Below are 23,846 nucleotides of genomic sequence, written 5' to 3' on the forward strand. Positions count from 1 at the left end.
GCCAGCGTTCAATCTGAGCCATGATCAAACTCTTCAGTTAAAAAGTTTGCTTACTCAAAATCTATTACACTAACAATAACTTAATCAATTCATTGCCCCGAAGAACAATCAATCAACATAAAGCGAATTGACGTGTTAGACGTTTCGCAAGACTTCAATTTTTTTGATCGTCTCGAATGATCTAAACCATTCGGACAATCTTCTGAAGCCTCCAGCGAGCGCCCACACAAATTATCTGATTATCTATTTTAAAGAGCGTGCTAACTTGAATGACTAACCAAACCTTGGTTTAGTTAGTTGAACTTGGTCTTCGTTGCTCTGAAGCCTTGTCCGTGTCAGCGAGGGCGTATATTAAGGATCTACAGATTTTGTGCAACCCTTTTCGACACTTTCTTTTAATTAATTCTAAATTAAAAGAATATCGCTCAATAAACAGTCACCCCCAACCTTTTTAGATCGAAAAACAACCAAAGATCAAATAGTGAGGTTCTTTTCTTAAAGAACCATAATAAGAAAGCTCTCTAACCTTTCGATTAAAGAGCTTTTTAAATGAGCCAACTAAAGCTTAATAAATGATATTAGCTAAGGTATTAGCCTAACCACTTTCTTGCGTTTTGGAACAAACGCAACCATGGTGCTTGCTCTTGCCATTCGCTTGGGTGCCAGCTGTGCTGAACTGTGCGATAAACACGTTCTGGGTGAGGCATCATAATAGTCACACGACCATCTTCTGATGTTAAACCTGTCACACCTTGCGCAGAGCCATTTGGGTTAAATGGATAACGCTCAGTTGCCTGGCCGTAGTTATCGACATAGCGTAACGAAATTTGATTCGCCGAAGCCAATGTCGCCATATCCTGCTCATCACGGTATTCAGTCTGACCTTCACCGTGAGCAACCGCAATCGGCATACGTGAGCCTTCCATCCCTGCCAACATAATAGAGTTCGACTTCTGAACTTCTACCTGTACAAGGCGAGCTTCAAATTGTGCGGATTGGTTACGAACAAACTTCGGCCAATGATCTGCACCAGGAATAAGCTCATGTAAGTTAGACAACATCTGACAACCGTTACACACACCTAAAGAGAAGGTATCTGGACGCTTGAAGAATGACTCAAACTGCTCGCGTGCTACTGGGTTGAAAAGGATAGACTTCGCCCAACCTTCACCAGCACCCAAAACATCACCGTAAGAGAAACCACCACAAGCCACTAAACCACTAAACTCATCTAGCGTAGTACGGCCAGATAAGATGTCACTCATATGAACATCGATCGGCGTAAAGCCGGCTTTATGAAAGGCAGCAGCCATTTCCACTTGACCATTCACACCCTGTTCACGCAATACAGCAATCTTAGGTTTCACACCAGATGCAACAAAAGCGGCTACTATGTCTTCGTTTTGGTCGAAGCTCACTTGCGCGGAAAGCCCTGGATCTTTCGCATCTAACAAGTTATCAAACTCTTGTTGTGCAGACTCTGGATTATCACGCAATGCTTGAATACGGTAGCTGGTTTCAGACCAAACACGCTGCCAGTTAATGCGGCTTTCTTCCAACACGGTTTCACCAGCAAAACGAACGCGAATGCTGTCATCACCGGATAGAGTCGCAATCGATGTCACCTTAACGCCCACTTTTGCGTAAGCCGCAACAATGTCTGCCACATCCGTATCGTTCACTTGAATCACGGCGCCCAGCTCTTCACTGAATAGCGCTGGCGCAATTTGAGCTTGCTGGCTAATCGTCTCATCAAGATCAATGTTCAGACCCAAATGGCTCGCAAAGGACATTTCTGTCAAGGTAGCAAACACACCGCCATCAGAACGGTCATGGTAAGCCAACAACTTACCTTCTGCATTCAAGGCTTGAGTTGTATCGAAGAAACCAGCCAAGGCGGCAGCATTATCAACATCTGGCGCTTGCTGACCTAGCTTGTTGTAAACCTGAGCAATAACAGAACCACCTAGGCGATTCTGACCGGCACCCAAGTCGATCAACAACAAACGCGTATCGGCTTTGTTTTGCAATTCTGGGGTAAGGGTTTTACGCACATCCGCTACTGGAGCAAACGCGGTAATCACCAAAGACAATGGTGAGGTCACGGCTTTTTCTTCGCCGTCTTCTTTCCATACTGTCTTCATGGACATGGAGTCTTTACCCACTGGAATCGCGATATCCAAGGCAGGACACAACTCCATACCCACCGCTTTAACGGTTTGGTAAAGTTTTTCGTCTTCGCCTTCATGACCCGCTGCGGCCATCCAGTTTGCAGACAATTTAATGTGGTTGCGCTTAGTAATTTGCGCGGCGGCCAAGTTGGTCAAGGCTTCACCGACTGCCATACGGCCTGACGCTGGTGCGTTCAGCAAGGCAATTGGTGTACGCTCACCCATGGTCATCGCTTCACCAGTGGTGCTGTCTAATGACGAGGTAGTGACTGCCACATCGGCAACCGGCACCTGCCAAGGGCCCACCATTTGATCACGAGCAACCATGCCTGTAATAGAACGGTCGCCAATGGTGATCAAGAAGTTTTTGCTGGCAACGGTTGGCAAGCTTAAAACACGCTGCGCCGCATCAACAAGATCCACGTCGACTGCAGTAAAGTCATCACCTTCGATAACCGCTTTGCTCGCTTCACGGTGCATTTTAGGTGGCTTACCAAACAATACAGACATTGGCAGATCCACTGGCTTGTTACCAAAGTGGTTATCTGCAACTTCCAAATGAAGCTCTTCTTTCGCATCCCCAACAATGGCAAACGGACAACGCTCACGTTCACAAATTGCGGTAAATTCTTCAATACGCTCAGGCGATACCGCCATCACATAACGCTCTTGAGATTCGTTACACCAAATCTCTAGCGGTGACATACCTGGCTCATCGTTTAGCACTTTGCGCAGATCAAAGTTGCCGCCACGTTCGCCGTCTTTTACCAATTCAGGTAGTGCGTTCGACAAACCACCAGCACCCACATCGTGGATAAAACTGATTGGGTTGTTGTCGCCAAGCTGCCAACAACGGTCGATCACTTCCTGACAACGGCGCTCCATTTCTGGGTTACCACGTTGTACAGAAGCAAAATCTAGATCTTCGTTGCCGTCTGCTGAGGACATAGAGGAAGCCGCGCCGCCACCTAGACCAATCAACATCGCAGGACCACCAAGCACAATCAGCTTAGCGCCTACTTTGATTTCTTGTTTCTCAACGTGCTCACGACGAATATTACCCATGCCACCCGCCAACATAATTGGCTTATGGTAACCACGGACTTCTTGTTGACTTGCACCTTGGATTTTTTGTTCGTAACTGCGGAAATAACCCAGCAAGTTCGGACGACCAAACTCGTTGTTAAATGCCGCGCCACCAATAGGACCTTCGATCATGATATCCAGAGGCGTCACGATACGAGAAGGTTTGCCGTAATAGCTTTCCCATGGCTGTTCAAATCCAGGAATTTTAAGGTCAGAAACTGTGTAACCGCTCAACCCAGCTTTTGGTTTTGAACCAATACCGGTCGCACCTTCATCACGAATCTCACCGCCAGAACCTGTTGCGGCACCAGAAAATGGAGAAATCGCCGTCGGGTGGTTATGGGTTTCCACCTTCATCAAGATATCGATATTTTCTTGGCTGTAGTCGTATTCACGAGTACCAGGTGCAGGGAAGAAACGTCCTGCAAAGTTACCTTCCATAACCGCTGCATTGTCTTTATAAGCCGACAAGGTGCCATCAGGGTTATGCTCATGAGTGTTCTTGATCATTTTAAACAAAGAGCGTTCTTGCTCTTCGCCATCAATAGTCCAAGATGCATTGAAGATTTTATGACGACAATGTTCAGAGTTTGCTTGAGCAAACATCATTAGCTCTACATCAATTGGATTACGACCCAACTCAATAAAAGAGTCCACAAGGTAATCAACTTCATCATCTGCCAATGCCAAGCCTAGCGTTTGGTTTGCCTCAACCAACGCTGCTCGTCCACCTGCTAATACATCAACTGATGTCATAGGTGCAGGTTCTGCATGAGAAAACATATCAGAAGCGTCGCTTAATGCCGGAAGCACACTCTCTGTCATGCGGTCATGCAACATTTCTGATAACAGGTCTAGTTCGTCCAATGTCAGCAGCGAAGTACTGTGGATAAAATATTCCACACCACGTTCAACACGAGACACGGCCGCAAGACCACAGTTATGAAGAATATCGGTTGCTTTTGAAGACCAAGGTGAAATCGTTCCTAAACGAGGAACCACTAGAACACTTTGATCAGATGAACTGACTTGGGAGGATTTAGGACCGTAGGCCAAAGCGCGTTGTAGAACAGTTTCCTGTTCAGCAGTAAGCGTTTGATTATCAGCCAGCTCCACAAAATGGAGAAATTGAGCATCAACATCTGTTACAGATGGGATAGATGCTTGCATATTGGCTAGTAACTTTGCCTTACGAAACGCCGATAGCGCTGCGGAACCATGCAGAGTTAGCATGTTGAGTATTGCCTCACTTGGTAGTTTTGGGGAAATGGTGTGGGTATTTTAAATCAATGAAGCAAATAGAGGCTAGCAGAGTATGAAATTTCTACACAAAATGATGGAATTAATTGTCTAAATCGCCTTTTTTGCCTGTTCTTTAAGCTTCTTTTTTTGTTCACGGCGATATTGAAAGAATTGAGTAAGCTGAATAGAAGCTGTTTCAGCCAATACACCAGATTCAACTTTCACCTTATGATTAAGAAATGGAGCTTCAAAAAACTGCCCCTGACTCTCCACTATACCGCTTTTGGGTTCCGTCGCAGCATAAACCACGCGATCAATACGTGCGTGAACCATAGCGCCCGCACACATAGAACAAGGCTCCAGTGTGACATATAAGGTTGCACCGGGAAGTCGGTAATTATTTGTAGTTTTACAGGCCATACGAATCGCCTGAATTTCTGCATGCGCGGTTGGGTCGCAAAGCGAAATCGGCGAATTGTAACCTTCACCGATGATTTCATCATTGAGCACGACGATAGCGCCAACAGGAATCTCATTTTCTGATGCCGCTTTTGCCGCCAGCACTATGGCATGCTCCATCCAGTCTTGATCTGTCATTATTGATCTACCTCAAGGCGACTATGATTGCCTTATAATACATAATTGCCTTTAATACGTGATCCGCTCTACACTGAACCTTACTGTCAAAATAAACACTCAAAAAATAGACATATGGAGACCTATTCATGCGAACTGTTGCCGACTTGATGATTACTAATTTAATAACATTAAGAGAGAACGATTCTTTAGCGAAAGCCAAAGCCTTGATGCAAGAAAAAAACATAAGAAACATTCCAATCATCAATGATGCAGGAGAATGTGTTGGCATGCTAACGCAGCGTGAATATTTACGTCATGCCTTTCATCTAGTAAGCCAGTTCGGCACTCAACAAATATCTAAGAAAGAGCAGCAAACCCCTATTGCTAACGCCATGAACAAGGACATACTAACCGTCAGTCCTGAGACAGATTTAGACATGGCAGCGGAATTCTTTATCGAGAATAAATATGGCTGCCTACCAGTCACCCAAGACAGCAAACTTGTCGGCATCATAACGCCTGTCGACTTCGTAAAACTTGCCCACCAGATGTTAACTGAGTCTAAATAAATTAAGCACTTTCAAATTGTTGACTAGAACCAGAGGATGCAACTTGCACCTCTTTTTCTAAACGCACTTCCATCGCCTGCAAACCAAAGTCGGTAATGGATAAAACAAAGCTAACAGCCTGGCCTTTTCTTAAGCTCTTGTGACCATCACACATAATCGATTTGTAATGCACAAACACATCATTGTCTTCTTCTCGCTTAATAAAACCCACGCCTTTAGCGTCGTTAAACCACTTAACTTTTCCAGTTAATCTTTCCATTACTGTCTCGCCTCTTTTTTATTTTTATTAAGTAAGCGTAAGGTCAGAGGCCTAAAGAGACTTCTGACCTTATGTTTTTACAATGCATATTTACAAAGATTCAATACTGACCTTTTGCTCTTCTAACTTACTGACAGCTAATTGTAAGTCATCACATTTAGCACGCTCTTTTTCAACCACTGCAGCCGGCGCTTTCGCCACAAAACTGTCATTGGAAAGCTTGCCTTGAATACGCTGCAATTCTTTTGATGCTTTATCAATTTCTTTTTGCAAACGAACAAGTTCAGCTTCTTTGTCAATCAAGCCAGCCATTGGAACAAGTACTTCCATGTCACCCACCAACGCAGTCGCTGACATTGGCGCGTCATCACCCGCATTCAACCAAGTAACAGACTCCAATTTCGCCAGAGTTTGCAAGAAGGTTAAGTTCGCCTCTAAACGCGACTGATCTTGCTCAGATCCATTACGGAATAAAATAGTCAGCGGCTTAGAAGGAGAAATATTCATTTCGCCACGAATATTACGAATACCCTCGATAACCCCTTTTAGCCACTCAACATCCGCTTCAGCCTGAGCATCTTTCTTCGTTTCATCTGCCGCTGGGTAGTTGCCCAACATGACCGTTTCGCCTTCCACTCCTGCAAGCGGCGCAACACGTTGCCAAATTTCTTCGGTCAAAAACGGCATCATGGGATGAGCAAGACGTAGGAAAGCTTCCAATACGCGAACTAAAGTACGACGCGTGCCGGTCAATTGTGCTGTTGTGGCGTTTTCGTCCCAAAGCACTGGCTTAGACAACTCTAAATACCAATCACAGTATTCATGCCACATAAATTCGTACAATGCTTGAGAAGCCAAATCAAAACGGTGCGTATCGAAAGCACGGTTCACTGCATCTTCCGCATGTTGCAAGCGAGAAATAATCCATTTATCGGCAAGAGACAACTCAACCTCAGCGCCATTTTGAGCGCAGTCCTGATCTTCTGTATTCATCAAGACATAACGCGTCGCATTCCAAATCTTGTTACAAAAGTTACGGTAGCCCTCAAGGCGATTAAGATCAAACTTAATATCTCGACCACCAGACGCCAATGAACAAAGTGTGAAGCGTAGAGCGTCGGTACCGTAAGCTTGAATACCTTCTGGGTAAGTTTCACGGGTATTTTTTTCAACTTTCTCTGCTAAACGAGGCTGCATCATGCCGTAAGTACGTTTAGCAACCAAAGACTCGATATCAATACCATTAATCAAATCCAATGGATCGATAACATTACCCTTGGATTTCGACATTTTATCGCCGCGTTCATCACGAATAAGACCAGTAATGTAAACCGTTTTGAACGGTACTTTATCGGTAAACTTCAAGGTCATCATGATCATTCTAGCAACCCAGAAGAAAATGATATCGAACCCTGTCACCAATACATCAGACTCACTGAAGTCAGCAAAATCTTGTGTTTCTTCTGGCCAGCCTTGTGTCGCAAACGTCCAAAGTGCTGAAGAGAACCAAGTGTCTAGCACGTCTTCGTCTTGAGTTAATTCAACATCAGCCGCTAAGCCATATTTGGCGCGAACCTCATCTTCATTTTTACCAACATAATGCTTTCCATCCGCATCGTACCAAGCGGGGATCTGATGTCCCCACCAAAGCTGACGAGAGATACACCAATCCTGAAGATCACGCATCCAAGCAAAATAGGTGTTTTCCCATTGCTTAGGAACAAACTGGATATCACCATTCTCTACAGCTTCAATAGCAGGCTTAGCCAATGATTCAACCGCGACATACCACTGCTGTGTTAAATAAGGTTCAATTACGGTATTGCCACGTTCGCCACGTGGCACTTTTAATTTGTGGTCAACGACTTTTTCTAGTAAGCCAAGCGCATCAAAATCGGCCACTACGGCTTTACGAGCATCAAAACGGTCCATGCCATGATATTTCTCGGGCGCTACGTCGTTGATCGCAGCATCGTCGTTCAATATGTTAATCAATGGCATATCGTGGCGTTTGCCAACTTCATAGTCATTGAAATCATGGGCTGGCGTAATTTTCACACAACCCGTACCAAATTCCTTGTCAACATATTCGTCAGCAACGATTGGAATGCGACGACCAACCAACGGCAACTCAACAAATTTCCCAACAAGGTCGGTAAAGCGCTCGTCATCCAATGCAACCGCAACAGCCGCATCACCAAACATAGTTTCCGGGCGTGTTGTCGCAACAACAATGTAATCCTTACCTTCCGCGGTTTTAACACCGTCAGCCAGTGGATAACGGAAGTACCACATGAAGCCATTTTCTTCTTCAGAAACCACTTCAAGATCAGAAATTGCCGTATGCAACACAGGATCCCAGTTTACAAGACGCTGACCACGGTAAATGATGCCTTCATCAAATAAACGTACAAACACTTCCTGAACCGCTGCAGACATGCCCGGATCCATAGTGAAACGCTCTTTGTCCCAAGCAACAGAGTCGCCTAAAACACGCATCTGATCGGAAATCGTGCCGCCAGATTGGTCTTTCCATTCCCAGACTTTTTCAAGGAATTTTTCACGGCCTAACTCATGACGAGTCACATTCTGGGCCGCCAATTGGCGCTCAACCACCATTTGAGTCGCGATACCGGCGTGGTCACAACCCGGTTGCCATAGCGTACGACTGCCTTTCATTCGTTCGCGGCGAATCATCGCATCCATCAAGGTATGCTGAAACGCATGCCCCATGTGCAAACTACCAGTGACGTTTGGTGGTGGAATCATGATAGAGAATGGAGAACCGTTGCTCTGAGGAGAGAAATATCCCTCCTCTTCCCAACGTTTATAAATAGGCTGTTCAATACTCTGAGGTTGGTAGGTCTTTTCCATTATGATGTCTTAAGGCTCTTATGTAGCGATCAATTGTATGTTGAGGAATTATAACGTGTCATAACAAGATAAAGAATAACACGAGGGTAATTAAGCAGTCTGTTAGCTTACTTAGACAGCTATCAACTTGCATTACTCTTTTTGAGCTGTTTCAGTCGCTTGCAATGCTTGCATTACTTCTGACACCAACTCAGGTAAACGTTTTTCAAGTACGTCGGCTATGGTTTTGGCAATAAGCTCCTGTGATAGAGCAGATTCAGCAACCACATTGTCCAGCGTAACAACATCATCTAATGACGGATCTTTAGAAGCATTCAGAGAGGCTTCATGCGAATCACTGCTATCAATGACATTTTGGCACTCTTCTACCGGCTCTTTATACTCACTAAAAGACTGTTCCAAATGCACTTCTTGACTAGAGGAAAGTGAGTCTCGCTCAGCGACAATATCCATCAAAATAGGAATATCATCTTGATTCCGCAATGCGGATATCAAGGTTTCTTCATCTGGCTCAAAAACACCATCATCATATTGAGCGGCTAAATCTGACATAGGAAAACCAATTTTAAGAAAGCAGGATACAAAAATTAAGCGAGGTAATTCACTTAATCCATCATTTGAAGCCTTCAACTTTCGCATTGAAAAACGCAAAAGTCCACCCTCTCCAAATGAAGACAATAAACTCAACCTAACCCAAACTAAAATAACATCTTGATCAGATTACCCTTTCACCTCAAAACGAACATAAAAAAAGCAGTAACCATTAATGATTACTGCTTTTCCAACTGACTCTATATTAGTAATAAAACGCGTTCATTACGCCTTACTAAGCAAATAGCGCGTCAACAAAGCAACTGGACGACCACTTGCTCCTTTGCCTGCGCCACCAGCCCAAGCAGTACCAGCAATATCCAAATGCGCCCAAGGATAAGAACCAGTAAAGCGAGATAAGAAACAAGCTGCCGTTACAGAACCCGCTTCTGGGCCACCAATATTACCGATGTCTGCAAAATTGCTATCAAGTTGCTGCTGATATTCTTCATCTAGAGGCATTTGCCAAATTTTATCTGCAGATACTTGGCTCGCTGTTTTCAACTCAGAGGCCAAATCATCATTGTTCGCGTACATACCTGAGTTAACGCTACCCAGAGCAACCACACAAGCACCAGTCAGAGTAGCAATATCAACAACCGATTTTGGCTTGAAGCGCTCAATGTAAGTCAAAGCATCACAAAGCACCAAACGACCTTCTGCATCTGTATTCAAAACCTCTACCGTTTGACCAGACATGGTTTTTACAATATCGCCAGGCTTAGTCGCTCGGCCACTCGGCATATTTTCAGCCGCCGCAATAACCGCAGTGAAATTCAATTTTGGCTTTAGCTCACAGATCGCTTTCATCGTACCAAAAACGCTAGCAGCACCACACATATCGTATTTCATCTCATCCATTTTCGGACCAGGCTTTAAGGAAATACCACCAGTATCAAAAGTAATACCTTTACCCAAAAGAACATGAGGAGCTTCACCCTCTTCTCCACCACGGTAATTCATCACGATCAAATAACTAGGTTGATCGCTACCATGCCCCACGGACAACAGGCAATGCATACCTAGCTCATCCATTTTACTTTCATCTAATAACTCAACACTGATGTTGTAATCTTCACCTAATTGCTGAGCTTTTGATGCCAAATAACTTGGCGTACAAACGTTACCAGGCAAGTTGCCTAACTGACGAGCAAAGGCAGAGCCTTTCGCTGTAGCCGTACCAATCGCCAAAGCAGCTGCATCCGTTCCTTCTAGCAACAAAGATTCAACTTTGGTGGTTTTTTCAGCATCGTCTTTTTTGAAGCCAAGAAAGCTATAGAACCCTTCATTAAGCCATTGAGCAACCAGAGCAAGTACATCAGCCTGAGAACGATTTTTCAATGCCAATCCGGCACTTGCAACTGCAACTGACGCAAATGGCAAACCTTTAATCTGAGCCGCTACCGCTGCAATCACTTTACGAGCTTGCATATCACTCAATTGAGCATCTTTACCAATACCAACCAACAAAACAGCTTGAGCAAAATCTTGGGACACTGCTGGCAACAATAATGTCTGCGCTACACCGCCTTTAAATACACCAGTTTCGCGCAACTGAGATACTTGTCCATTAGCATTTTCATCCACCCACGATGTGGATTCTGGGAAGTCCCCTTCACTAGGAACAAAAGCAACAAGTAAATCTGCTTGAACAGTAGACAAGCGATCAAATAACGCCATATTCATGAAAAAACCCTCTATAAAAATAACTTAGAGATATTTACACCAACCTACGAGCAATAGAAAAATACACTAAAAAACCCAAAACCATGCCGCTTTCATTAACAAAAAAGAGCACCTAGAGCCTATTTTAACTCTGTATTTACAAGCTCGCTCATTGTGTGAAATCCTCACTTTCAAAAAAAACTGGATAATATACTTCTTACCACGAGATAATGGGGGCTTTAGATGTGTAATCAACTCTACGCTCAAAAAGCAGAATCCATCCAGAGGTGACTTTGAGACTATTTAGATATTTAGCGAAAGAAGTGCTGGTGTCAACAGCTGGTGTCACGCTAATTTTGTTGCTCGTTATTTTAAGCGGTCGAATTTCCAACTACTTAGGTCGTATTGCCGATGGAAAAATGACCTTCGAATCTTTATTTTTAATTCTCGGCTACCATATTCCTAGCTTCGTACAGATGATTCTACCATTAGCCTTTTTCTTAGCTTTACTACTTGCCTTTGGGCGCCTTTACATAGAAAACGAAATGTCTGTACTGTTTTCGAGCGGTATCAGCAAGATTAAACTTGCCGGCTACACGGTAGGCATTGCCTTAATCATCAGCTCAGTTAGTGCTTCTATCAACTTTTGGCTTGCTCCATACAGCGAATATAAAGCGGCCGAAGCCTCGCAGGCGCAAGATCAACTGTCTGCTTTCGACCTTTTAAAACCTGGGCGCTTTGAAGGCAGCGGCCAGCGCACAACTTATATAGACAGCTTTTCAAACGAGGGCTGGATGAATCAAATTTTTCTGTCCGATGTTACAAGCAAGAAAAACCATAGCCTCCCCATTTTAACCTTCGCCGCTAACGCTGAGCAGATACGAGTTAGCGAGCAAGAAGATAGAAACTATCTTGTTTTTAAAAATGGCACTCGCTACGAAGGAAAACCTGGCACGGCAAATTACCGTATCACGCAATTTGATACTTACGCCGTTCGCATGGAAAGCAAAGAAGGGAGGGCGATTGACGATGCCTATACCAAAACAACACCAGACTTACTGAACAGCAACACCTTATTAGACAAAGTCGAGCTACAATGGCGTATTTCGTTAACCATCATTATCCCTATACTTGCTATTATTGGCCTATCGTTAAGCCAAGTAAATCCAAGACAAGGTCGATTTTTTAAAATGCTACCAGCAATCCTTTTGATGATTTTTTATATCGCACTTCTAATTTGGGGACGAACTTCTTTAGAAAAGGGCAAACTCCCAATTCAACTTGGGTTATGGTGGATACACGGCATATTCATATTCATCGCTGCGGTACTTTTCGCTCAGTATAACCAGGTATTCGAGCGCCGTAGGGCCAAACCGCCTCATGCAGCTGCCGCTAACACAAATGAGCAACCGAAATGACTAGAATAGACAGATACATTGGCAATAGTGTTTTGTGGGGGTTTTTGATAGTCGCCGTCGTTCTGCTTGGATTGGATTTCGCCCTCACTCTTATAGAGCAAATCAAAAAAGTAAATGACAGCTACACCATCCAATCTTTGTTGCAAGTTATCCTATTTCGTCTACCGGGAAAATTCGCAGAATACATCCCTGTCGCTTCACTGATTGGTACACTGACAGGATTAGGCACACTGGCGGCCACATCAGAATTAACCGTTATGCGCGCCGCAGGCATGCCCATTTGGCGCATTGGCTTTGCCGCCTGCCAGCCAATATTATTCGTCTCATTAATGGGAATGGGTATTTCAGAGTTTGTCGCTCCCGCTGCTGAACAAAAAGCCAACCTGATCGAAAAATTCAAAGGACAAGAAAGCGGCACGTTTTCACTGACTGGCGGAGTGTGGCTAAAAGCAGAAAATAGCTTTGTTTATATTGATGCGGCAGACGACACCGGAAAACTCTACAACCTACAAATATTTTCACCTGATGGACAGCAACTAAAATACATAAAGACAGCGGCCAGCGCACAACATATCAAAGATTCAGTTTGGCAACTCAATAATGTAAAGGAAACCATATTTGCCGACGACCATATCGAGACAAAAAGCCTACCAAGCGCTGAATGGACCGTCAGTATCAAGCCTGAACACTTATTTCTAGCCTCACAGGAGCCTGACTCATTGTCACTCAGCCAGTTACATAGCTATCAGTCTTATCTAAATCAACAAAAGCTTGATGGCTCCCAATACGAACTGGAATTCTGGATTACTGCACTACGCCCCGTTGCTTCATTGGCACTGGTGCTGGTAGCGCTATCCAGTGTATTCGGACCATTAAGGTCCTCCACAATGGGGAGTCGAATATTTACTGGGGTTATCATTGGTTTAGCCTTCCAAAATGCGCTCAACTTATTTGGCAGAATGAGTGTCGCAATAGATTTTCCACCGGTTATCGGTGTCAGTATTCCGATTACAATTTGCTTCTTGGCGGGCATCATTTTAGTAAGACGTAGAGGCTAACCCCTGCGTCTTACCTTATAATCAATAAACGTCTATTAATTAAGTCGCCATAAAGCGAGCAATTCTCGCTAACGCTTCTTGCAACCTAGTCTCATTACAGGTGTAAGCGAAGCGCACGTATTTATGAGCATCTTTAATGCCAAAATCCGCCCCTGGTGTAAGCGCCACTTTCTCCTGCTCAAGCAATGCCAAACACCAAGCCATAGCATCTTGCGTCACCCCGGATACATCCACATAAACATAAAAAGCCCCATGAGCCGGCGCCACAACAGGCAAGCTAATCGCCTTCAGACCTTCAAGTAAAACCAAACGACGAGCATCTAATGTTTGTCGACGTTCTTCGCACTCCGCCAACACATCTGGTGAAAAGGCTCGCACTGCCGCATATTGCGAAACACTCGACGCGGCAATAAATAAGTTTTGCGCCAGTTTTGTCGCTCCTTCGACAGCCCATTCAGGTACAACCAACCAACCTAATCGCCAGCCAGTCATAGCAAAATATTTCGAGAAGCTATTCACCACAAAAATATCATCGGCAATAGATAAGGCCGAAAAGTCATCCCCCTCATACACCAAGCCTTGATAGATTTCATCCACCAACAAATGACCACCAAGCTCACTAACCTTTTCCCAAGCTTGCGCAATATAAGATTTGCTCAGTACGGCACCAGTAGGATTAGAGGGCGAAGCAAGCCAAACACCTGAGGTATTTGCCCCCCAATGGTCAGCCAAAGCATTCAAATCCATCTCAAAACCCTCTTCAGGTTTAGTTTCAACCAGCGTAGCTTTCGCACCTGCCTGAATCAAAAAATGGCGATTACATGGATAACATGGGTCTGGCATCAAAACGTCTTCACCGGAATTCACCATTAGCGACGCCATTAGCAATAAGGCCCCAGAGGCTCCGGGCGTGACGATAATCCGTTCTGGTGAGACGGCAACCTGATAGCGACTTAGATAATAATCACTAATTGCCCGTTTAAGCTCAGGCAGCCCTGTAGCCGAGGTATAACCCGTTTTGCCTTGTTGAATTGCCTCCACACCGACATTGGCAACCGCCTCTACCGCCACAAAGTCCGGCTCGCCGACTTCAAGATGAATAACATCCTCACCTTGGGACTGCAGCTGTTTAGCGCGAGCCAACACCTCCATCACTTGAAACGGCGAAATATGACCAACCCTTGTTGCTAACTTGTGTTTTTCCATCCCGTTTTCTCTACCTTTATCTACCTGTTTCAAAAATATCGCGACATTTTGCGTAAAAAAATGTGGTTAACCATCACATTATCTGGTAAGTTTCCGCCCGAAAATAAATCACCTAATTTTATTGGTTACAGGCTACCACAATGGGAACCTGCGAAGTGAGGCAATGCGTATGCCAAATATGAACCCTGAATCATTAATGAAAGACTTCACTCCTTATGTTGCTAAGGATGGCGAAGAATACATGAACGAAAACCAGTTGGCGCACTTTAAAAGCATTCTACTCAACTGGAAGCAAAACCTTATGGAAGAGGTTGATCGTACTGTTCACCACCTTAAAGAAGAAGCTGTGAACTATGCCGACCCAAATGACCGTGCTAGCCAAGAAGAAGAATTTAGCCTAGAACTTCGCGCGCGCGATCGCGAGCGTAAGCTGGTTAAAAAAATCTCACAGACGATTGAACTGATCGATGATGAAGATTACGGCTACTGTGAAGAGTGTGGCATCGAAATCGGCATTCGCCGCCTAGAAGCTCGCCCAACAGCAACCATGTGTATTGACTGCAAAACACTGGCTGAAATCAAAGAGAGACAAATCGGCGGCTAGGCACTGCATACCCAACGCAGTGTTTGAAAACAATGTCTAACCATGACAGTACCGTTGTGAAGATCTATCGTGGCCGTTTTGCACCCTCGCCAACAGGCCCACTCCATTTTGGCTCGCTGGTCAGCGCATTAGCGAGCTATTTGGACGCAAAAAAACGGCAAGGCAGCTGGATCATTCGCATAGAAGATGTGGATGGAACACGCTGCAAGCCTAGCTTTTCCAAACAAATCATAGAAACCCTTCACAGCTATCAACTTATTTCCGACGAACCCATTCGCGTGCAAAGCCAGCACAGCGATATTTACGAGCAGCATCTGTTCGAATTAAAAAAACGACAAGCTGCATTTCCATGCAATTGCACTCGCCAATCTCTTACACAATATAATGGCAACCACCCACTTGAATGCCAGAGCAGCATAAGCAAACCTCACTCATGGCGACTAAAAGCCAGCTCTGCGGTTTATCAATGCCAAGATAATATTCAAGGCACCCTATTATTTGCAGACGATTTAAAAAGCAACTGCCCAGTTTTAAAAAGAAAAGACGGCTTCTTTTCTTACCAACTTGCTGTCGTAGTCGACGATCACTTACAAGATATCAGTCACCTAGTAAGAGGCGCAGACCTAATCGAAACTACAGCCCAACAGCTACATCTCTATGATTTATTTGGCTGGACACCACCAAAAATTTGCCACATTCCACTAATAACCAATCATTTTGGCGACAAAATCAGCAAACAGAACCACGCCAAGGCAATTGAAAACGGCCACTTGGAGACACTATTACGCGCACTCCATTATCTAAAAATCGACCTAATTAGACCTTCTTCTATCGCAGAAGCAATATCTCTCGCTATCGAAGCTTGGGACCCAAGTAAATTAAAAGAAATAAAAAACCTTCCTCTCGAAGAGCAAGACCTACACCTTATCTAAAAACAAGATCTACACTTTATTTAAATACAAGCACCCATTCCGCCCCGCAGTGGCAACATTCACTTTGATTCAGACACTCACACTCTCGACCAACAAACTTGCATGTGTATAATCGTTACACTAGTTACAAGAGGTGACAATTCATGCACAGCATTATGATCATTTGCCCAGACAACTCACCACTTAAAGAGTCAGAAAAGTGGCTGTCTCGATATGGCTTTCAAGTCAACACCAGCAGCACATTCGAACAAGCTAATCGATACTATGAATTATCTGAATTCCACCTGTTATTGATTGACCAAGAAGCTATCAACCACTTAGCCGAAGGCAATTTAGAACTACCCAATACACCACACCATATTGTACTCGATACAAAAGCCAGCTTAAGTACAGGCGTTAGCAGCATGGCGCAAGGGGCTCTTTACTACCTCCCACTGCCAACTGACTCGGAAACGCTACTAAAACATGTCGTAAACGCTCTAGAAAAAAATGATAACCCCGAACCACCACCAGAGCCCGTAACCCAAGTACTTTTCGCAAACACAGCAAAAGAAACAACAGAAAAATCAATTGCACTAGGGTCAGCAGGCAGCGGAATTATCGGTCACTGCCCGCCAATGCAAGAGCTTTTCAGTGACATGCATAAAATTGCGGGGACCCATGTTACTGTCCTTATTCGAGGAGAATCAGGGACAGGTAAAGAACTCGTAGCCAAAGCATTGCACAACCTAAGCCAGCGCCACAACCACCCAATTATCAGCGTTAACTGCGCCGCCATTCCAGAAAACTTAATAGAATCAGAACTTTTTGGTCATGAAAAAGGCGCATTTACAGGCGCAAACTCATCTCACGACGGTCTCATTTACGCCGCTGACAAAGGCACGCTTTTCTTAGATGAAATTGGTGAACTCCCGTTAGAAGCACAAGCCAGGTTACTGCGAGTATTACAAGAAGGGGAAATACGCAAAGTAGGTGCCACACAATCAACCAAAGTAAACATCCGACTCATTACCGCCACCCACAGAAACCTAATCGATATGGTGAGGAATGGTCTGTTTCGAGAGGATTTATACTATCGCCTCTATGTAATGGAGTTACTCCTACCGCCATTGAGAGATAGAGGTGATGATATTTCCATGCTGGCACAAATTCTTCTTGAAAAAGCCTGTCAGAAGCACAACAAGCCAGTCTACAAATACAATCAAGCGTTCGACAAAGCCATTCGCGCGCACAACTGGCCAGGTAACGTACGAGAGCTTGAAAATGCCATAGAAAGAGCCGTCATTCTCAGCCCCCCAGAAAGAGTGGAAGCTGCCAACCTAAAACTTGCTAGTCAGCAGGAAAAATCACACTCTTCTCCCCCTTCACCGTCATCAGGCCACGATTTAATGGCTGGCACAACACTCGACGATTACTTCAAGCACTTTGTCCTTACGCACCAACACAAGATGACAGAAACGCAACTTGCACATTCCTTGGGCATATCAAGAAAAAGTTTATGGGAAAGACGACAAAAACTGGCAATACCCAAAAAAGTAACAACATAAAGGTAACACTTGTTACTAAACAACCCAAAAAAACAAACGCGATATTGTAAAGAAAGTGCACAGAAATACATTAAAATCTAACAAAATCAGCACTTTATTATTTTTGGCACAACAAATGCCTTATATACGACACAACGATAAGAAGATTGACCAAGAATAAAAATAAGTTAATCGTCGTATGTAGGTTCTTAAAAACAACAATAACAAATAGGAACACCGTAGCCTCTTCAAATAAAAATAAAAATTTGAGGCTATGGATGGAAAATCGCTTTGGATAATTGATTTTTTTAGATATACAAGCCTTCGGGCAATGAAAACAATGCAAAAATAAAAATAAAACCTGAGTAGAACTGCAGAAGCAGCACCCACTTTGTTTTCGGAACTAGTATCTTCATGTATCCAAAGCGATTATTTTATTTACTGATTAGTAAATAGTCGATCGCTTCAATTTCTCTTCAATATAGACATACCCATTTTGCTCAAACAATACCATTATCCGTGTAACTTTAGTTCATCACGTGTAGAATCACCTTTTCGTTAACTTTAAAATTTGTTGTCTAATGCTTACAGGATTAAAATTTCTGGTACGTAAAGCTACCTCACTGCTTGCCCCTCCAAAGGCACAGACTTACCCTATTATTATCCCTCGCAGCGATCACAGCTTATCTCGACAAGATTTAAGCCCAAACGCCGTCAAAGTATTATATCGCCTAAACAAAGCAGGCTATGACGCCTTTCTTGTTGGTGGCTGTGTTCGGGATCACCTTATTGGCATTGAGCCAAAAGATTTTGACGTTGTTACCAACGCAACGCCTGAAGAAGTCCACGCTATATTCTCAAATTCAAGACTTATTGGTCGTCGATTCAAATTGGTCCATGTGACCTTTGGACGTGAAATCATCGAAGTCTCTACATTTAGAGCCAACTCCGCTCAAGATGACGATGACAGCACACCAAATACGTCGTTAAAAGGTAAAGACTCCGCACGATCTGCTCATGGCATCGTATTGCGCGATAATGTCTACGGCAACATAGAAGAAGACGCCGAGCGTCGCGACTTTACTTTTAACGCCTTATATTACAATGTTCAGGACTTCAGTATTCACGATTACTGTGGCGGCCTAAAAGACATTGAAAACAAACAGATTCGCATTATTGGTGATGCTCGCCAGCGTTATCAAGAAGACCCTGTTCGCATGCTGCGCGCGATTCGTTTTGCTGGCAAGCTAGGGTTCGAATTAGAAGCTGAAACAGCAGCCCCGATCAAGGAAATGGCACACCTACTAGACCACATCCCACCTGCGCGCCTGTTCGAAGAAGTCTTAAAATTGCTGGGTAGTGGCAACGGCATTGACACATTCCATTTGTTACGTCAGTACGGTTTGTTCCGTTATTTATTTCCAGACACTGACGCTTTGTTGCAAAGCGGCTGGAAACGTAATGACATTGACCCTGAAGCTTTCATCCTGCAAGGTCTACAAAACACCGATGACCGCATCCAAAGCGGCAAAACCACTGCACCTTATTTCTTGTATGCTGTTTTGCTTTGGCCAAGTGTGGCGCTGCGTCATGAAGAATTTCAAGCACAAGGCATGCCTGCAACGCCTGCTTTACATCAAGCAGCTAACATGGTTTTAGACAATCAAGTCGCTTCGACCGCTATCCCTCGCCGATTCTCAACACCAATGCGTGAAATCTGGGATATGCAGTACCGTCTACCAAAACGTTACGGTAAACGCGCATTCCTACTGCTCGAACATCCTCGCTTTCGCGCGGGCTTCGACTTCTTACTCATTCGCGAACTAAGTGGTACAAATCTAGATGGTCTTGGCGATTGGTGGGAGAAATTCCAGCATGGCACTGAAAACCAGCAAAGAGATCTCATTAAAAGCATCGATTCGTTCTCCAAAGACAAAGAAGGCCCTAAGAAACGCCGCCCACGTCGTCGTAAAAAGAGCAACAGCAACAGCAATACCACTAGCACCACAACACACAGTGAAACATTTGACGAGTAAGAGGATGCCTCTTGATACACGCTTATATTGGCCTCGGCAGTAACCTTAAAAACCCAGTAGCGCAACTTGACCGCGCTATTGACACTCTAAAGAAACACGACGACTTAAAAAATCTTCGTGTTTCTTCTATTTATGGCAGCAAGCCCGTTGGTCCACAGGATCAGCCAGATTATATTAATGCCGTTGCCAGACTTGACACCCTTCTCTCTCCTATCGAATTACTCGATTTATTACAAAGCATTGAACAATCGCAACGTCGAGTAAGAGAACGACATTGGGGACCGCGCACCCTAGACTTAGATCTGTTATTGTACGGACAAGAAACAATACAGCTGCCAAGGCTAACTGTGCCACACCCCTTCATGCTAGAACGAGGGTTTGTTATAAAGCCGCTTAGTGACCTAGCGCCTGATATGCTCTTAGCGAATGGAAAAACCGTTACCGAGCAATTACAGCAACTTGATACCAGCGATTTGGTCTTTATCAAAGAAGAATAAATTATGTATTCAGATAACTCACAAAGAAAACTTACCAAGCCAGTTACTTTATCCACACTGAAAAAAATGAAAGCGGATAAAGAAAAAATTACCTGCCTAACAAGCTATGACGCATCGTTTACCAATGTCATGAATGTTGCAGGTGTTGAAACCATCTTGGTTGGGGATTCTCTAGGCATGGTAATACAAGGCCAAGACAGTACATTACCCGTTACCATCGAAGACATGTGCTACCACACCGCCGCTGTAAAACGAGGCAACAGCAACGCCTTTATTCTCGCGGATATGTCTTTTATGAGTTACAGCAAACCTGAACAAGCGTTAGATAACGCAGCTAAACTCATGCAATCTGGCGCCAACATGGTCAAACTAGAAGGCGGTAGCTGGCTAGCAGATACCGTAAAACTACTAAGCCAACGCGGCATTCCTGTTTGCGCACATTTAGGTCTTACGCCACAGTCCGTACATAAATTTGGTGGCTACAAAGTACAGGGAAAAAGCCAAGATGCCGCCGACTTATTGCTACAAGAGTCTTTAGACCTTGTCGCTGCTGGCGCCGACATTCTTCTATACGAATGCATCCCAACAGAACTTGGCAAAACACTGACAGAAGCCGTTCCAGTACCAACTATCGGCATCGGTGCCGGACACCACACCGATGGCCAAGTATTAGTAATGCACGATATGCTCGGCATCAACCTCGGCCACACACCAAAATTCGTCAAAAACTTTTTAAGCGATGGCCGCAATGTGACAGAAGCCTTCGAAGCTTATGTTAAAGAAGTAAAAGACATGACATTCCCAGGACCTGAGCACGGATTCAAATCATGAAAACATTCCATACCGTGGCAGAGCTGCGCACAGCGCTAAAAATAGAACGCTTAAAAGACAAAAGCATTGTGTTTGTCCCAACTATGGGCAACCTACATGACGGCCACATGTCACTGATTCGAAAAGCAAAAGAAGAAGGTGACATCATTGTTTCTTCTATCTTCGTCAACCCAATGCAGTTTTCGGATCAAAGTGACTTAGAGCGTTACCCAAAAACCTTGGAAGAAGATAAGCGCGTTCTTGAAGCCAACGGCTGCAATTACCTATTTGCCCCAGACGCATTAGAAATGTACCCAGACGGCAAGCGCAGCCAAACACAAATCGAAGTAGTCGGTATTTCTGACATTCTTTGTGGCGCTTCTCGTCCGGGGCATTTTGTTGGCGTTTCAACCGTCGTAACAAAATTATTTAATATTGTTCAACCAGACTGTGCCATATTTGGCAACAAAGACTTTCAGCAGCTTAAAGTTATTGAAGACATGGTACGTGATTTAAGCTCTAACGTACGTGTTATCGGAGTAGACACAGCACGCAACGAAGATGGCCTTGCCATGAGTTCGCGCAATGGCTACCTAACAGAAGAAGAAAGACGCATCGCCCCAACAATTTATCAAACCTTGTTATGGGCAAAAGAAGCGCTAATTGAAAACCGTGCGAGTCACGAGGACATTTGCGAACAGGCTCAGCAGAAGCTTGAAGCAGCTGGTTTCCGTCGTGATTATTTCGAAATCCGCGCACAAGAAAGCTTACAAACACCATCAGAAGAAGAGAAGCGCCTCGTCATATTGACAGCGGCATATCTAGGCAAAGCACGCTTAATTGATAATCTGCGTGTAGAGCTATAATTTTGATTTCTAGGGAGATTGTAATGGGCTCACCCACTGAATTAACAGCTTGGCAGAAATTAACAGAGCACAAACAAGAAATGGCATCTGTTAATATGAAGTCCTTATTTGAAGCAGACCCAAAACGCGCCGAAAAATACACCACACAAGCGGCTGGCTGGACATTGGATTATGCCAAAAACCGTGCTAACGAAAAAACTCTTGGCCTACTAACCGATTTAGCAAAAGAAGCCGGTCTAGAAAGCGCAATCAAAGGCATGTTCAGCGGCGCGCACATCAATAACACAGAAGATCGCTCCGTATTGCACATTGCCCTTCGCGCAAGCCAAGCTCAAGACACACTGCTTGTTGATGGCGTTAACGTGTTAGAAGAAGTCCGTGCAACATTAAAACAAATGGAAAAATTTGTCGCGCAATTACACAGCGGTGAATGGAAAGGCCATACAGGAAAAACAATTACCGACGTCGTATCGATTGGCATAGGTGGCTCTTACCTTGGCCCAAAAGTCGTTGCTGAAGCACTAACCCCGTACAAAAAAGACGGCATCAAAGTGCATTTTGTTGCCAACATCGATGGTTCGGACATTACTGGCAAGCTGAAGCAAGTGAACCCAGAAACCACCGTCTTTGTCATCTCATCCAAAACCTTCGGCACTTTAGAAACCTTATCTAACGCTAACGCAGCACGTGACTGGTTCCTAAGTAACGGAGGCTCTGAAGAGTCAGTAAGTAAACACTTCGCGGCAGTAAGTTCGAACGTCAAAAAAGCGGTGGACTTCGGCATGGCGGAAGAAAACATCTTCCCAATGTGGGATTGGGTTGGCGGACGTTATTCCCTATGGTCAGCGATTGGATTACCTGTTGCCATCGCCGTTGGCATGGACAACTTCTACGAATTGCTAGACGGCGCCCACCAAATGGATGAGCATTTCCGTACTGCTCCGTTTGAAGAGAACCTACCAGTTATCATGGGCGCGCTTGGCGTGTGGTACATCAACTTCCACAACGCGCAAACTCACGCCTTGATTCCTTACGACCATTACCTTCGCGCCATGCCTGCTCATATCCAGCAGCTCGACATGGAAAGTAACGGTAAAGCAAATTTATTAAACGGCGACGGCGTAGAAACCGACACAGGCCCAATTATCTGGGGTGGCGCTGGCACCAACGGCCAACACGCTTACCACCAGTTATTGCATCAAGGTACACGCCTTGTGCCTGTGGACTTTATCGCACCATTGGCGTCTCACAACCCAATTGGCGAACACCACACACAATTGTTTGCTAACTGCTTAAGCCAGTCACAAGCCTTGATGGTCGGTAAAACCCTTGAGCAAGCAGAGCAAGAGCTTCGTGATGCTGGCGCCACCGCCGAGCAAGTCGCCAAAATTGCACCGCACAAAGTGATCAAGGGCAACCGCCCAAGCAACACCCTATTGACAGATAAAATGACACCAGCCACCGTTGGTGCCTTGATCGCCCTCTACGAGCACCGTACTTTTGTACAAGGCACAATCTGGGGCATCAACTCATTCGACCAATGGGGCGTAGAACTAGGCAAAGTATTGGGAACCGACATCTACAACCGCCTTGTTAGCGACAGCGACAACAGCACATTAGATGCTTCTACCCAAGCACTGATCAAAGAGTTCAAGAAAGCTCAGGCGTAACTTAAAAAGAACCGCTTAGACTTTCTACCATTGAACTAAAAACACCAGCTGAGGCTGGTGTTTTTGTTTTCTCTGTTCCCTCCCCTTCTCTTCAAGGGGAGATACCATCTTTCAAAGCAAGCCTTTTTTAGTCATTTAGACTATTTGAGGCTTGTATTCGCTTTGATGTTTCACAACACCAAAACAA

Annotated in this window: 18 protein-coding genes; 11 read left to right on the plus strand and 7 right to left on the minus strand. The window is 44.5% G+C overall.

Going from position 1 to position 23,846, the window contains the following annotated elements; genetic code table 11:
• Nucleotides 1–590 precede the first annotated feature (590 nt).
• Both purL and tadA read right to left on the minus strand, forming a co-directional pair.
• Nucleotides 591–4,490 carry a phosphoribosylformylglycinamidine synthase gene (purL, locus tag DFP80_RS20385; RefSeq protein WP_113918631.1) on the minus strand — a complete coding sequence of 1,300 codons (3,900 nt, stop codon included), beginning with the start codon at nt 4,488–4,490 and terminating at the stop codon, nt 591–593.
• A 117-nt stretch (nt 4,491–4,607) separates the two neighbouring features.
• Nucleotides 4,608–5,096, minus strand: a complete 489-nt coding sequence (gene tadA / locus DFP80_RS20390; RefSeq protein WP_113918632.1) for a tRNA adenosine(34) deaminase TadA — start codon at nt 5,094–5,096, stop codon at nt 4,608–4,610.
• A gap of 128 nt (nt 5,097–5,224) precedes the next feature.
• Here tadA and DFP80_RS20395 point away from each other — a divergent pair, with 128 nt between their 5' ends.
• Nucleotides 5,225–5,647: a CBS domain-containing protein gene (locus tag DFP80_RS20395; protein ID WP_113918633.1), complete on the plus strand. Its 423-nt coding sequence runs from the start codon at nt 5,225–5,227 to the stop codon at nt 5,645–5,647.
• Between the two features lies 1 nt (nt 5,648).
• Here the strand turns inward: DFP80_RS20395 and DFP80_RS20400 are convergent, their stop codons facing one another.
• The 4 genes from DFP80_RS20400 to DFP80_RS20415 form a co-directional block, all read right to left on the minus strand.
• Nucleotides 5,649–5,906, minus strand: coding sequence for a cold-shock protein (locus tag DFP80_RS20400; RefSeq protein ID WP_113918634.1), 258 nt, complete (start codon nt 5,904–5,906; stop codon nt 5,649–5,651).
• Between the two features lie 90 nt (nt 5,907–5,996).
• Nucleotides 5,997–8,780, minus strand: a complete 2,784-nt coding sequence (locus tag DFP80_RS20405; protein ID WP_113918635.1) for a valine--tRNA ligase — start codon at nt 8,778–8,780, stop codon at nt 5,997–5,999.
• A 132-nt stretch (nt 8,781–8,912) separates the two neighbouring features.
• Complete coding sequence (locus DFP80_RS20410) at nt 8,913–9,332, minus strand: hypothetical protein (protein ID WP_158601396.1); 420 nt, start codon at nt 9,330–9,332, stop codon at nt 8,913–8,915.
• Nucleotides 9,333–9,596: 264 nt separating this feature from the next.
• Nucleotides 9,597–11,057 (minus strand): leucyl aminopeptidase, encoded by a 1,461-nt coding sequence (locus DFP80_RS20415; protein ID WP_113918637.1) that lies wholly within the window; start codon nt 11,055–11,057, stop codon nt 9,597–9,599.
• 266 nt (nt 11,058–11,323) lie between these two features.
• Between DFP80_RS20415 and lptF the strand changes: the two genes are divergently transcribed.
• Together lptF and lptG are read left to right on the plus strand one after the other, a co-directional pair.
• Complete coding sequence (lptF, locus tag DFP80_RS20420; protein ID WP_113918638.1) at nt 11,324–12,454, plus strand: LPS export ABC transporter permease LptF; 1,131 nt, start codon at nt 11,324–11,326, stop codon at nt 12,452–12,454.
• Nucleotides 12,451–13,512, plus strand: a complete 1,062-nt coding sequence (lptG, locus tag DFP80_RS20425) for an LPS export ABC transporter permease LptG (RefSeq protein ID WP_113918639.1) — start codon at nt 12,451–12,453, stop codon at nt 13,510–13,512. Before lptF ends, lptG begins: the two co-directional genes overlap by 4 nt.
• A gap of 39 nt (nt 13,513–13,551) precedes the next feature.
• Here the strand turns inward: lptG and DFP80_RS20430 are convergent, their stop codons facing one another.
• Entirely contained in the window at nt 13,552–14,718 is a 1,167-nt protein-coding gene (locus DFP80_RS20430; protein WP_113918640.1) for an aminotransferase class I/II-fold pyridoxal phosphate-dependent enzyme, read from the minus strand.
• 169 nt (nt 14,719–14,887) lie between these two features.
• Between DFP80_RS20430 and dksA the strand changes: the two genes are divergently transcribed.
• From dksA to pgi, 8 genes are all read left to right on the plus strand, one after another.
• Nucleotides 14,888–15,322: an RNA polymerase-binding protein DksA gene (dksA, locus tag DFP80_RS20435; protein ID WP_113918648.1), complete on the plus strand. Its 435-nt coding sequence runs from the start codon at nt 14,888–14,890 to the stop codon at nt 15,320–15,322.
• Nucleotides 15,323–15,354: 32 nt separating this feature from the next.
• Nucleotides 15,355–16,254, plus strand: coding sequence for a tRNA glutamyl-Q(34) synthetase GluQRS (gene gluQRS, locus DFP80_RS20440; protein ID WP_113918641.1), 900 nt, complete (start codon nt 15,355–15,357; stop codon nt 16,252–16,254).
• A 143-nt stretch (nt 16,255–16,397) separates the two neighbouring features.
• Nucleotides 16,398–17,801, plus strand: a complete 1,404-nt coding sequence (locus DFP80_RS20445) for a sigma-54-dependent transcriptional regulator (protein WP_113918642.1) — start codon at nt 16,398–16,400, stop codon at nt 17,799–17,801.
• A gap of 560 nt (nt 17,802–18,361) precedes the next feature.
• Nucleotides 18,362–19,816: a polynucleotide adenylyltransferase PcnB gene (gene pcnB / locus DFP80_RS20450; protein ID WP_113918643.1), complete on the plus strand. Its 1,455-nt coding sequence runs from the start codon at nt 18,362–18,364 to the stop codon at nt 19,814–19,816.
• A gap of 14 nt (nt 19,817–19,830) precedes the next feature.
• Complete coding sequence (gene folK, locus DFP80_RS20455) at nt 19,831–20,313, plus strand: 2-amino-4-hydroxy-6-hydroxymethyldihydropteridine diphosphokinase (RefSeq protein WP_206610637.1); 483 nt, start codon at nt 19,831–19,833, stop codon at nt 20,311–20,313.
• 3 nt (nt 20,314–20,316) lie between these two features.
• Nucleotides 20,317–21,144 (plus strand): 3-methyl-2-oxobutanoate hydroxymethyltransferase, encoded by an 828-nt coding sequence (panB, locus tag DFP80_RS20460; protein WP_113918645.1) that lies wholly within the window; start codon nt 20,317–20,319, stop codon nt 21,142–21,144.
• Nucleotides 21,141–21,989 (plus strand): pantoate--beta-alanine ligase, encoded by an 849-nt coding sequence (gene panC, locus DFP80_RS20465; protein WP_113918646.1) that lies wholly within the window; start codon nt 21,141–21,143, stop codon nt 21,987–21,989. The genes panB and panC overlap by 4 nt, the downstream gene beginning before the upstream one ends.
• 23 nt (nt 21,990–22,012) lie before the next feature.
• On the plus strand, nt 22,013–23,659 hold the full coding sequence (pgi, locus tag DFP80_RS20470; RefSeq protein WP_113918647.1) for a glucose-6-phosphate isomerase: 1,647 nt from the start codon (nt 22,013–22,015) through the stop codon (nt 23,657–23,659).
• Nucleotides 23,660–23,846: the final 187 nt, after the last annotated feature.

The organism is Marinomonas rhizomae (genome assembly GCF_003315485.1).
GTDB lineage: Bacteria > Pseudomonadota > Gammaproteobacteria > Pseudomonadales > Marinomonadaceae > Marinomonas > Marinomonas rhizomae.